We start from the raw sequence: 12,284 nt of genomic DNA, 5'->3' as shown, positions 1-12,284 counted from the left end.
CTTCTCGCGCGCGATGCAAGCGCTCGGACGTCGGGACGCAGCGCGCTGGCCCCCTCCGAGGCTGGACGGGGCGTTGTTTCACCCATTCAACAGACAGAAGCGGGTGAAAGGGTCAAGCCGGGGGGCGCCGTGCACGACCTCGCCGCCTCTGCGCCACAAACTTGCTTTGGTGCCTAACGCTCCTATTAAACATGGCAGACGGTCGCGCCACACGGAAAGGCTCGACAGGACACTCGACAGGACAATGGCACGATGAGCGTCCTTGATGGCGACGCGCGCGACAGGCGCCGCCTCGACACCAATCCCGGCGAAACCGAAGATGCCGAGCGCGTTCAGCTCGCGCTCGCGGCGGGTGCCATCATCGGCACATGGTTCTGGGACCTGCCGAGCGATCGCTTCACGATCGACGAGCAGTTCGCACAGGCCTTCGGCATCGACCCTTCGCGCGGACGTCAGGGCCTCAGCCTCCAGCAGGTCATCGAGACCGTTCATCCCGAGGACAAGCCGGGCGTGATCGTCGCGATCGAGGATGTGATCGCCCGTGGCGGGGCCTATGCGCATCAATATCGCGTGCGCCGCATGGACGGCCGCTATTACTGGATCGAGGCGAACGGCCGGGTGGACCGGGCGCCCGATGGAACGCCGCTGCGCTTTCCCGGCGTGCTCCTCGACATCGAAGGACGCCGCGCGCTGGAGGCCGAGCGCGACCGCGCCACCGCGCTGCTGCGCAGCTTCATCGAAGCGGTGCCCGGCGTCGTCTATGCCAAGGATCGGGACGGCCGCATCCTGATGGCCAATCGCGGCACGACCGAACTGATCGGCAAAGCGCCGGACGCCTATCTCGGCCGCAACGAGTTCGAATATTTCGACGATCAGGCGATGGCCGCGCGCCTGCGCGCCACCGACCAGGGCGTGATGGAGCGGGGCGAGCGCGAGGAAACCGAAGAAGAGATCCGCCGGCCGGACGGGACGCCTAGTGTCTGGCTCTCTACCAAGGCCCCCCTGCGCGACGAGATGGGCGCGGTTGTCGGCCTCGTCAGCACGGCCCTCGACATCACCGAGCGCAAGGCGGTGGAGCGCCAGAACCAGGCGCTGAACGAGCTTCTCGAAACGCGCATGGCCGATGCCATCGCCGAGCGCGAACGGGCCGAGGATGCTTTGCGCCAGTCCCACAAGATGGAGGCTGTCGGCCAGCTTACCGGCGGGCTCGCCCACGATTTCAACAATCTCCTGGCCGGCATCACGGGCTCGCTGGAAATGCTTCAGACGCGTGTGGCGCAAGGGCGACTGAACGATCTGGAGCGCTACATCACGGGCGCGCAAGGGGCGGCCAAGCGCGCCGCCGCGTTGACGCATCGCCTGCTCGCCTTCTCCCGGCGCCAGACGCTCGATCCCAAGCCGACCGACGTCAATCGTCTGGTCAGCGACATGGAAGAGCTGATCCGCCGAACGGTCGGACCTCATATCCGCGTGGCCACCGAAGCGCAGGCCGATCTCTGGCCGACCTTCGTGGATTCCAACCAGCTCGAAAACGCCCTCCTGAACCTGTGTATCAATGCGCGGGACGCCATGCCCGATGGCGGGCAGATCACGATCGAGACCGACAATTGCCATATGGACGAGCGGGCCGCGCGCGAGCGCGATCTGGAGCCCGGCGAATATGTCTCGCTTTGCGTGTCCGACACCGGCACGGGCATGACGGCCGACGTGATCGAGCGGGCCTTCGATCCGTTCTTCACCACCAAGCCGATCGGCGTCGGCACGGGCCTCGGCCTGTCGATGATCTACGGGTTCGCGCGTCAATCCGGCGGGCAGGTGCGGATCGATTCGGTGCCGGGCCAAGGGACGCGCGTCTGCATCCATCTGCCACGTCACGATGCCGACGCCGCGCAGCCTGAAGCCAATGTCCAACTCGAGGCCACCGGCCGGGCGGAAGCCGGCACGACGGTTCTCGTGATCGATGACGAGCCCATCGTGCGGATGCTGGTGGTCGATGTCCTGGAAGACCTCGGCTACACCACGATCGAAGCGGGCGACGGGCCGCAGGGCATGAAGGTGATCGCGTCCGACGCGCGCATCGACCTTCTGATCACCGATGTCGGCCTGCCCAACGGCATGAACGGTCGGCAGGTGGCGGACGCCGCCAGAGCGCTGCGCCCCCAGCTCAAGGTTCTCTTCGTCACCGGCTATGCCGAAAGCGCGGTTCTGAGCCACGGCCACCTCGAGCCGGGGATGCAGGTCGTCACCAAGCCCTTCGACATCGCCGTTCTGACGAACCGGATCGAACGCATGATCGCGGACGGCTGACGGAGCTGGACTCCCCGCGCCCGCTCCACAAGCGCGATGCTTTGCGACGGGTCGGACGCGGGGAACTCTTTCCCCTCGTTCGGCGATTTACCGGCAGGATATCTGGACCAGCCGGATGAGGTCATGACGCTGCCTGCCACGCCCCCGCTTTCCGATCCCTCGCTTCCCGAAACGGAGCGTGCGGACCCCCGTTTCAGCGATCTCGAAACGCGCCCGACATCGGCGCTTCTGGAGGTCCTGCTGGGCGGCCATACCAAGGCGCTGGCGTCGGTCGCGGCCGCGCTGCCCGACATCGAGCGGGCCGCCGATGCCGTCGCCGCGCGGCTTGGCCGAGACCGCGAGTCCCGCGTCGTCTATTGCGGCGCGGGCACGTCCGGCCGTCTGGCCTTGCAGGACGGCGTGGAGCTTGGCCCGACCTTCGATTGGCCGCCGGAGCGCGCGGTGTTTCTTCTGGCGGGCGGCGTCACCAGCCTTGCGCTGGCGCGCGAAGGCGCGGAGGACGACGAAGCGTCCGCTGCCGCGATGATCGCGGAGGCCGGGCTTTGCGGGCGCGACGTGGTGATCGGCGTTGCCGCCAGCGGGCGCACGCCCTTCACCCTGGCCTGTATCGCCAAGGCGCGCGAGCGCGGTGCCCTGACCATCGCCTTCGCCAACGAGCCGAGCGGCCCGCTCCTGCGGGCGGCCGAGATCGGTATTCTCCTGCGCACAGGGCCGGAGGTGCTGGCCGGCTCCACCCGCATGGCGGCCGGCACGGCGCAGAAGATCGCGCTCAATCTCCTGTCGACGGCGGTGATGATTCGCCTCGGCAAGGTGTTTCGCGGCCGAATGGTGGAGATGCGCCCGACCAACGACAAGCTGCGGGCGCGGGCAGAGCGCATGGTGGCCGATGTCGCGGGCTGCGGCCTCGATCGCGCGCGCGAAGCGCTGGACGCCACGGGCGGGCGCATTCGCGAGGCGATCCTGCGGGCCGAGGCCGACAATTTGCAGGAATAGGCCTCTCAAACCGCCGAGGTCGCGAGGGGCGGCACGGTTCGCCCGACCCGCCCCTCGCGACACGGAATCCGATTGTTTGCGATGGAGAGGCCAAGCGGCTGTCGGCGCCTGCCCCATCGGCAGGCGTCAATCCGGCATGATGCGACGCATCAGCGCCTGCATTCGGGAGCGCCGCTTCCACTGCCCTTCGAGCGCGCGGCGTCGGCGGTCGATATCCTCCACGATCAGAGGCACATCGCCATTGGCGGCGCGGTCCAGAGCGACGACCATGGTTCCGAGTTCCATGCGACCAGTCCACAGCGCGTTCAGGATGGCGTGGTCGGGCACGGCGCAACTGTCCACGAAGCGGATCGCGGGGTCGTCGATCATTGCCTCGGTCGCGAGCGCCGCCACAAGCGCGCCGGGGCGCAGGGAAGCCAATCGCTCGTCATAGGCGGTCTTCCAGGCAACGCCCGCCCCGTTCGACAGGAGAACCACGAAGCTCGCCACGACTTCGCCGCCCTGCCGCAGCGCGTAGATGCGCGCATCGCCCTGCGCCGACAGACTGCTCATCGCCTCGCGCGCGAAGGCCGCGCGGTGCCGATCCTGCAACAGGGCGCTGCCGGCGCGGCCCTTCCAGCCGGCCGCTTCCAGATAAAGGAAGTCTTCGAAGGCATTGCGCAGGTCGCCATCGCTTCGCGCGACTTCGAACTGCACGCTCCCCGCCTGTTCCAGAAGGCGCAGGCGGCGGCGGTGATCGCGAAACCGCTTGCCGCCGAGCGCGAGGCGCAGGGCACCCGTGGCATCGCCCGTCGACGCGTCGAGACAGGCGCGGTGGGTTCGATCCGCCCAGCCGACCGAAAGCCCGCGTTCACGGGCCGCGTCCTTCAGAACCGCCGTCAGCGGCCCGTCGAGCGGCAGGTCCGGCAGGACGAGAATAGGCGGCAGCCCCCGCACGCTCGTCTGCAGCGCGTCGAACAGGCTGGCGGCCGTCGCGGCCGGATCGTCGGTATCCAGCGGCAGGGTGCCGAGCCGGCCGAAAGGATGCGTCCAGGCGCGCACAGCCTTGCGACGGGCGAGAGGTGCCGTCACCTCCACCGAGAAAGGCATGAAGAAGCGCAGACGGCTGCGCCCCTCCGCCTCGTCCCGCGCCACCAGAAGGCGAACCGACTTGTCCTCCAGTCGGGGCATGGCCGGGATCAGGAAGCGCGGATCGAAAAACACGTTGGGCTCGATCGCGCGGCGGCTCAGATGCTGCAGCTCGTCCAGTAGAGAAAAGGCGGCATGGGGTTCGTAGATGGAAATCCAACGAGAGCCATCAAGACGAACGGGATCGCCCTCCGCCGGCCTCGTGCGCGAGAACCAGTTCGGCCGTTTCAGGCTCCTTGTCGCAAGTTCCGCTCCGGAGGCGAAGGACGATGATGTTTCCAAGTCGCGTCAACCCAACCTGGGCAGGAAGCGCTCGCCCTAGCGCACGCCGCCCCTGCCGAAAGGGAATGTTGCGTCCCAGCCTAAGCCGCCAATATTAAAGTGACCTTTATCAAATCCCGTTTGCAACAAAACGCAATAGATAGCGAGCCAAACAAAATCTAACCGGAGAAGCCGCCGCCTTCCAGAAACGCCTGTTCTTCCGATGTCGTCGCACGACCCAGAATGGTATTACGATGCGGGAAACGTCCAAAGCGCGCAACGATGTCCCGATGCTCCTCGGCATAGGGCACGTTCTCTTCCCCGATTTCGCCCATCCAGCGCACGCAGGCCTCCTGATCCTCCAGATTCTCCGAATGCATGAGCGGCAAGGCGAAGAACTGATTCACATCCTCGCCCACATGATAGTGATCGCCCCGCGCGAGCGCGGCCTTGGCCAGTTGCAGGGCCTTGGCATCCGTCTCGAAGGCGCGCGGCGTGCCGCGAAACATGTTGCGCGGGAATTGATCCAAGATCAGAACGAGCGCGAGCGCGCCGTTCGGCTCCTCGGCCCAGCCGTCCAGCTCACCCGCGGCGGCGCGCTCATAGACATCGCCGAAGCGCTGGGCGATCGTCGCGTCCAGCTCGTCGTCGCGCGCGAACCAGCGCTCGGGGCCGAGGTCGCGCCAGAAATCGACGATGGTCTGCGGGTCGATCGAATAATCGCTCATCAAGATCGCTTCGGAGGTTGAGGGGAAGATGCCGTCTTCACGCTTAGATAGGAACGCTGCCTCGCCGAACAACGAGGGAATGGCCGAGGAGGTGCTCGATCTTCGCGGCCTCAAATGCCCCCTGCCCGTCTTGCGCAGCCGCAAGGCGCTGGCCGCGCTACGGCCCGGCGCGACGCTCATCGTCTTGGCCGACGATCCGCTGGCCCCGCTCGATCTGGCGCATCTTTGCCGGAGCGAAGACCATGAAGGCGCGTCGCCAGAGCCCCTTGCCGGCGGCGGCTGGCGCTTTCATATCCGCAAGAGTGCCGCGCCCGCCTAGCGGTAGGAGCCCGGCCCGAGCGACAACGGGTTCTCCAGAAGCGCGGCGCGGTCCGGCGCGTCGATGCGCGGCGCACCGGAGAAGGCGGCGAAGAGATCGCGCACCAGCCGCTCGTCCAGCCCATCCCCGATCAGGACGAGGCGCGAGCGCGGCGGCTCGCCGTCCGGCCAAGCGGGCAGACGCACGGGCGGATGAAGATAGGTCCGCACGCCATGCAGCACGAGCGGGCGCGCTTCGTCCTCGCGCAGGCGAACCACGGCCTTCATGCGCAGGAGCTTGTCGCCCTGGCGCATGAAGAGAAGGTCGAGAAAGGCTTCGAGATCGGAGGAGGCGATCGGCGCGTCATGCGTCAGCGAGAAGGAGGCGACGCCGCCATGGGCATGGGGCCGGGCGTGGCTCGGATGGTCGCAAGACCCGCCATGCGTGTGGCCACATTCGTGATCATGATGATGGTCGCCGTGATGATGATCGTGCTCGCCCTCGCCCATCCAGCGCGCCAGATCGGCCTTGCGCGTCTCGGGGTCGATCAAGCCGCAGCCGAAGGCTTCGCCCACGCTCGAAAGAGCCGCGTCGCGGATCGGCGCGCGCGGGTTCAGCATCCGAAGCTCCGCCTCAAGGCCCGCCCAGTCGGGCACCAGATCGGTCTTCGTGACGAGAAGGCGATCGGCGCAGGCGACTTGGCGGCGCGCTTCCACGCGCTCGGCGAGAGAGGCCCGCCCGGTCACGGCGTCCACCAGCGTCACCACGCCGTCCAACGCGAAATGCTGGAGCAGAACGGGATGGGCCATGAGCATGGCGAGGATCGGCGTCGGGTCGGCGAGCCCCGTCGTCTCGATGACGATGCGGCGGAAGGGGGCGAGGCGTCCCGTCTGAACCCTGTCCACCAGCTCGGCCAGCGTGTCCACCAGATCGCCGCGCACGGTGCAGCAGATGCAGCCATCGGCCAGCTCGATCACGCCGTCGCGCGCTGTCTCGACCAGAAGATGGTCGATACCGACTTCGCCGAACTCGTTGACGATCACGGCCGTGTCGCGCGCTTCCGGCGCGCGCAGCAGGCGGTTCAGAAAGCTGGTCTTGCCCGCGCCCAGAAACCCCGTCAGCACCGTGACGGGAACGGGGGCCGAGGGTGAGAAGGCGCTCATCGGGTGCGCTCCGCCGTCACGCGATCTCCGAGGATGTCGGCGCCCGGCCGTGCCTCCGCCCGGCGCGCATCGAGCGCGCGCGTTTCGTCGGTTCCCGCTGCTTCGCTCGCCTGTGTCGGGCGCGGCGTCGGAATCGGGATGCCATAGGCCGCGATCATCGAGATGCCGGCGTCAAAGCCACGCCCCGCCGCTGCGCCGCCGAGCGCGACCGGCACGGTGGCCGGCGGCCGTGTCATCTCGGTCATATAGGGCGAGCCGAAGGTCTCGGTCCGCGTTTCCTCGCTTTCGCGCTCGTTGGCGCGCTGCGTGCGACCGGCGGCCGAGCAGACGGCGGCGCTGATGTCGGCCGGCGGACCCTCGGAATGCGGCAGATCCTCCACCGTCTCGCGGATGGAGCGCGGATTGGTGTTGAAGCCGTTCTCGATCACCTCGGCGGCGAGCCGCTCGCGAACGATCGGGCCCTCCGCGCCCACCACCACAGCGACGATGGTGCGGTTGTCGCGCGTGGCGGAGGCGACAAGGTTGAAGCCGGACGCGCAGATATAGCCGGTCTTCATGCCGTCCGCGCCCTTGTAGCGCCCCAGAAGCCCGTTGCCGTTCTTGATCAGAGCTTGGCCGGACGAGATGGCTTCGGTCGAGAAATAGTCTGTGAAGGCGGGAAACTGCCGGCGGATCGCAACGCCCAGAATGCCAAGATCCTTGGCGCTGGAATATTGACCGTCGCCCGGCAGGCCGTTCGGGTTGATGAAATGCGTGTCCTGCATCCCAAGGTCGGCGGCGGCGCGGTTCATCGCGCCCACGAACACTTCGGCCGAGCCGCCGCCCAAGGACTGGGCGATCGCATAGGCCACGTCGTTGGCCGACTTCACCAGCATCATGCGCAGCGCGGTGTCGAGGCGCATGACGGAGCCCGGCGGGAAACCCATCTTCGACGGAGCCTGGCGCGCGGCGTCGCGCGTCATGACGATGGGCGTGTCGAGCTGGACGGTGCCCTCTTCCAGCGCCTTCAGCGCGACATAGGCTGTCATCAGCTTGGTGGTGGAGGCCGGGTACCAACGCTGCGTGGCATTGCTCTGCGACAGGACCTTGCCCGTCGCCACGTCGATGGCGATCGAATTGGCTGCTTCGGCTGCCCCGGCAAACGGCGCGGCCGCCATCAGGGCGGCCAGAACGAAACTCCGCAGCTGAGCCTTGGCCCGCATCCTCGTCCTCTCTTTCCGCTGAACCTGCGAAACGGAGCCTTCGAACCCCTTCGCACCTGCACCCGACTCATGGCAGGATAGGTCGAACGTTTTAAGAAGGTTCATTTGTCGCCATTCTATGGCATCCCCCGGAACTTCCCATGCCCGTTTCGCAGAGCCTCCGCCACGCCGCCTCCGATCTCGCCATCTGGCGGCAGACGCTCCACGCCATGCCCGAACTTCTCTACGAGGTCTATGACACGGCCGCCTTCGTGGCGCAGAAACTGCGCGAGTTCGGCTGTGACGAGGTGGTGACGGGCATCGGGCGCACCGGCGTCGTCGGCATCGCGCATGGCAGCGCGCCGGGCCGCACCATTGCGCTGCGCGCCGATATGGACGCGCTGCCCATTGAGGAGGAAAGCGGCGTTCCCTACGCCTCGGTGCGCGCAGGCGCCATGCATGCCTGCGGGCATGACGGGCATATGACCATGCTGCTCGGCGCGGCGCGCGAACTATGCGCCGCGCGGCGCTTCGCCGGCACGGTCGTCTTCGTGTTTCAGCCGGCCGAGGAAGGGGGCGCGGGCGCGCGCGCCATGATCGAGGACGGGCTTCTGGAGCGCTTCGCGATCGACGAGGTCTATGGGATGCACAATCTGCCGGGCCTGCCGGTCGGGCAGTTCGCCATGCGCCCCGGCCCGATCATGGCCGCGACCGACGAGTTCTGCGTCAAGCTCCATGGGCGCGGCGGCCACGCCGCCATTCCGCACCAGACCCTCGATCCGATCCTCGCCGGCTCGGCGCTGGTTCAGGCCCTGCAACAGATCGTCTCTCGCAACACCGACCCCCTCGATTCGCTGGTCGTGTCGGTGACGCAGTTCCACGCGGGCTTCGCGCACAACGTCATTCCCGAAAGCGCCAGCGTCTCGGGCACGGTGCGCTCGCTGATGACGGACACGCGCGATTTCGCCTGGGCCCGCATTCGCGAGATCGCGGACGGCATCGCCATGGCCCATGGCCTCACGGCCGAAAACATCTACTCGCCGAACTATCCGGTGACCGTGAACGACGCCGCCAAGGCGGCGTTCTGCGCAGATGTGGCCGCCGAACTGGTGGGAGAAGCAGCCGTCAATCGGGCTGTCGCGCCGCTGATGGGGGGCGAGGACTTTTCCTTCATGCTGGAACAGCGGCCGGGCGCTTTCGTCTTCATCGGCAATGGGCCAAGCGCCGGGCTGCATCATCCCCGCTACGATTTTGCCGACGCGGCCCTGCCCTTCGGCGCGGCCTATTGGGTGGCGCTCACGCAGAAGGCGCTGCCGCTCCCGGCCTGACGCCGCGCCGACAAGACATGCGCCCACGAAAAAGCCGGCTCGATAGCCGGCTTTTTGATGAATGAAGGGAGCGTTCAGGCGATCAGCGACCGCCTTCGGGGTCCAGCGCCTCGATCAGCGCGCGCAGACGATGGCGCACTTCGATATCCGGGATACGGCCGAGCGCGATGGAGGATTGCAGCGTCTCGCGGCTGGCCACGGGGCGCGAGACCTCGGTCTCGTCCAAGCCTTCGAAGAAGAACATCGGGCTGGTCTCGAAGGCCTTGGCGATGCGGTAGAGCGTGCTCGCGCTGATGCGGTTGGCGCCGGTCTCATATTTCTGGATCTGTTGATAGGTGACGCCGATGCGTCGGCCCAGCTCTTCCAGCGAGACGCGACGCGACGTCCGTATCAACCGGAGGCGCGCTCCCACTTGCACATCGATCGGATCGCGTTCGGCCTTCAACTCGGTAACTCCAGATTGCATATCGACCATCATTTTACTCCAACCTCGAACGCCTTGCACGATATGCGGGCAGCCTGCTGGTCAGAGGACAGAGACGGCATTCCACTCCCCTATGCCGTATTTGCCTTCCCACGTCGAATCTACCCAACCCATTCGTCCCGTAAGCTTGACGAATTTGTGATCAAAACCGAGGATTTTGCAACCCTTGCGCGCCAAAACGACTGCCGTAGCGTAAAGATACTTAATCGCTTCGTGATAACCGGAAGCTTCAAAAAAGCGAGAGTTGTCGTGGCAAGGGCGATGTGGTCATACGGCTACGGAGTTTGTCGTCATCGAGGCGTCCGCCAGGATGCCAGTCGAGCGCCGACACGAAGGGGCGGAACTTCGCGACCGAGCGTGACAACCGCGCCAGGTCATCCAGCCGAAGTTGCCGGTGGCGGCGCGAGGAGATGATCGCATCGACCGAGCATGTTCCAAGACCGGGCACGCGCAGCAGCATTTCCCGCTCGGCTCGGTTCACGTCCACCGGGAAACGGTCGCGGTTCTTGAGCGCCCAGGCGAGCTTCGGATCGATCTGGAGATCGAGCATACCGCCCTCGCCGCCCGAGACGATCTCGTCCCGCTCGAACCCATAGAAGCGCATCAGCCAGTCGGCCTGATAAAGGCGATGCTCCCGCATCAGGGGCGGCTTCGACAGTGGCAGGCGGCTGGACGAATCGGGGATTGGTGAGAAAGCGGAGTAGTAGACACGGCGCAGCCGATAGTTCCCGTAAAGATTTTCCGAGCGCGTCAGGATCGCCTCGTCATCCGCCCCATCGGCACCGACGATCATCTGCGTCGATTGGCCGCCCGGCGCGAAACGGGGCGGTTTGATCCGGTCGCCCTTCTCACCCTTGGCCTCGTCGATCTTGAGACGGAGATGGCCCATGGAGCGACGGATGTCGCGCGGCTTCTTCTCGGGAGCGAAGCTCTCTAGGGCCACATCGGTCGGCAGTTCGATATTGATCGACAGGCGGTCGGCGAAGAGGCCGGCCTCTTCGACCAGCTTGGGAGACGCGTCCGGGATGGTCTTCAGATGAATATAGCCTGCGAAATTCTCTTCCATGCGCAGTTTGCGCGCGATGCGCACCATCTCCTCCATCGTGTGGTCGGAGTTGCGGATGATGCCGGAGGAGAGAAACAGGCCTTCGATATAGTTGCGCCGATAGAAAGACATGGTGAGACTGACCACCTCTTCCACCGTGAAGCGAGCGCGCGCGACATTGGAGGACGAGCGGTTCACGCAGTAGACGCAATCGTAGATGCAAAAATTCGTCATGAGGATTTTCAGGAGCGATATGCATCGCCCGTCCGGCGCATAGGCGTGGCAGATCCCTGAGCCTTCGGTCGAGCCGATCCCGCCGGATTTCAGCGAGTCGCGCCGGGTCGAACCGCTGGACGCGCAGGATGCATCGTATTTCGCCGCGTCGCTGAGGATCGCAAGCTTGTCCATTACACTCATCTTGGCCATCGAAACGATATAGCGTTCCCGCTCTGTTCCAGCCAGCCGATCTCCCGACTTTCCACCGCGGCGCGCTGTGACGCGGGGTCGCAGACCGTTCAGGCGAGGTTCATAACCGTAAGTCTAACTTCCATTCCATCGCCCGTTGGAACGGTTGTTTCGCATCAAGCGTTCGCCCGGTCTGACCCGCCGTTCGGCTGGCATGTTTAATGGGAGACTTGTTGTATGCGTCGATTCGCACAGGCCCTCATGGCCATCGTGGTTCTGGGAACTGGAAGTGTGACTTTCTCCGCCCCCGCCGAGGCTCAGAGCTTCCGCGAGCGCCAGCGCTTCGTCGAGCGCTTCTGCGCCCGCAACCCTGGCGCCCGCGATTGCCGGGAATACCGCCGCGATTACCGCCGCTGGGACGACCGTCGCTACAATCGCTGGTACCGTGACAATTACCGCGACCGTCGCGACAACACGGCCGCCGCCATCTTCGGCTTCGCGGCGGGCGCGGCGGCCGGTGCCGCCGTCGGCAGCGCCAATCGCGGCGCTGTGGTCACGCGCGATCAGGTTGCCCGTTGCGCCGCGCGATACAAGACCTACGATCCGCGCACCAACACCTATGTCGCCAACAGCGCGGGCGAGCGTCGTATCTGCCGCCTCTGAGCGAATGAAATCTTGGACAGGAAGGGGTCGGCGCGCGCCGGCCCCTTTTCTTTTGCCAGGACGCGAACAAATGAAAAAGCGATATTCAGCCGTCGTTCAGGATGCGGACGCTACACAGGATGGCAAGACAGCCGCTTCGCCATCCCGGAGACTCCGGGGAGCCTGAAGGGCGGCGCATCCGTCGCTCTGGAGTTCGCCATTATGCGCATTCTTCTTGCCGTTCTTACCGCCTGCACCTTGGCCACCAGCCTCGGCACCGCGCAGGCCCAGGCTTGGGACAACGGGCCGGGCTATATCAAC

The 12,284-nt window shown here is 66.1% G+C and carries 11 protein-coding genes; 5 read left to right on the top strand and 6 right to left on the bottom strand.

Annotated features, from left to right (window positions below; all coding sequences use genetic code 11):
• Nucleotides 1-252: 252 nt before the first annotated feature.
• Nucleotides 253-2,307 carry a hybrid sensor histidine kinase/response regulator gene (locus NS365_RS09755; protein ID WP_058600100.1) on the top strand — a complete coding sequence of 685 codons (2,055 nt, stop codon included), beginning with the start codon at nucleotides 253-255 and terminating at the stop codon, nucleotides 2,305-2,307.
• 123 nt (nucleotides 2,308-2,430) lie between these two features.
• Nucleotides 2,431-3,300, top strand: coding sequence for an N-acetylmuramic acid 6-phosphate etherase (locus NS365_RS09750; RefSeq protein ID WP_058600099.1), 870 nt, complete (start codon nucleotides 2,431-2,433; stop codon nucleotides 3,298-3,300).
• 126 nt (nucleotides 3,301-3,426) lie between these two features.
• Here the strand turns inward: NS365_RS09750 and NS365_RS09745 are convergent, their stop codons facing one another.
• On the bottom strand, nucleotides 3,427-4,710 hold the full coding sequence (locus tag NS365_RS09745; protein ID WP_058600098.1) for a GNAT family N-acetyltransferase: 1,284 nt from the start codon (nucleotides 4,708-4,710) through the stop codon (nucleotides 3,427-3,429).
• Between the two features lie 158 nt (nucleotides 4,711-4,868).
• Complete coding sequence (locus NS365_RS09740; protein WP_058600276.1) at nucleotides 4,869-5,417, bottom strand: DUF924 family protein; 549 nt, start codon at nucleotides 5,415-5,417, stop codon at nucleotides 4,869-4,871.
• Between the two features lie 79 nt (nucleotides 5,418-5,496).
• On the opposite strand from NS365_RS09740, the gene NS365_RS09735 reads away from it, so the two are divergent.
• The gene (locus NS365_RS09735; RefSeq protein ID WP_058600097.1) at nucleotides 5,497-5,736 is read left to right on the top strand and encodes a sulfurtransferase TusA family protein; all 240 of its coding nucleotides are present in this window, start codon (nucleotides 5,497-5,499) and stop codon (nucleotides 5,734-5,736) included.
• On the opposite strand, the gene NS365_RS09730 is transcribed toward NS365_RS09735, so the two are convergent.
• Together NS365_RS09730 and NS365_RS09725 are read right to left on the bottom strand one after the other, a co-directional pair.
• Complete coding sequence (locus tag NS365_RS09730) at nucleotides 5,733-6,878, bottom strand: CobW family GTP-binding protein (RefSeq protein WP_058600096.1); 1,146 nt, start codon at nucleotides 6,876-6,878, stop codon at nucleotides 5,733-5,735. The two genes, NS365_RS09735 and NS365_RS09730, sit on opposite strands and share 4 nt — an antisense overlap.
• Nucleotides 6,875-8,080, bottom strand: a complete 1,206-nt coding sequence (locus NS365_RS09725) for a D-alanyl-D-alanine carboxypeptidase family protein (RefSeq protein ID WP_058600095.1) — start codon at nucleotides 8,078-8,080, stop codon at nucleotides 6,875-6,877. The genes NS365_RS09730 and NS365_RS09725 overlap by 4 nt, the downstream gene beginning before the upstream one ends.
• A 140-nt stretch (nucleotides 8,081-8,220) precedes the next feature.
• Between NS365_RS09725 and NS365_RS09720 the strand changes: the two genes are divergently transcribed.
• A complete protein-coding gene (locus NS365_RS09720) occupies nucleotides 8,221-9,387 on the top strand; it encodes a M20 aminoacylase family protein (protein ID WP_058600094.1) in 1,167 nt (388 codons plus the stop codon).
• Nucleotides 9,388-9,469: 82 nt separating this feature from the next.
• On the opposite strand, the gene NS365_RS09715 is transcribed toward NS365_RS09720, so the two are convergent.
• Nucleotides 9,470-9,853: a helix-turn-helix domain-containing protein gene (locus NS365_RS09715; RefSeq protein ID WP_192843428.1), complete on the bottom strand. Its 384-nt coding sequence runs from the start codon at nucleotides 9,851-9,853 to the stop codon at nucleotides 9,470-9,472.
• 247 nt (nucleotides 9,854-10,100) lie between these two features.
• On the bottom strand, nucleotides 10,101-11,342 hold the full coding sequence (locus NS365_RS09710; RefSeq protein WP_058600092.1) for a putative DNA modification/repair radical SAM protein: 1,242 nt from the start codon (nucleotides 11,340-11,342) through the stop codon (nucleotides 10,101-10,103).
• 216 nt (nucleotides 11,343-11,558) lie between these two features.
• Here NS365_RS09710 and NS365_RS09705 point away from each other — a divergent pair, with 216 nt between their 5' ends.
• Nucleotides 11,559-11,984 (top strand): BA14K family protein, encoded by a 426-nt coding sequence (locus tag NS365_RS09705; protein WP_058600091.1) that lies wholly within the window; start codon nucleotides 11,559-11,561, stop codon nucleotides 11,982-11,984.
• The last annotated feature ends 300 nt before the right edge of the window (nucleotides 11,985-12,284 follow it).

The sequence above is a fragment of the Aureimonas ureilytica genome (genome assembly GCF_001475935.1).
GTDB lineage: Bacteria > Pseudomonadota > Alphaproteobacteria > Rhizobiales > Rhizobiaceae > Aureimonas > Aureimonas ureilytica_A.
This window is presented reverse-complemented; position numbering and strand designations above follow the sequence as displayed.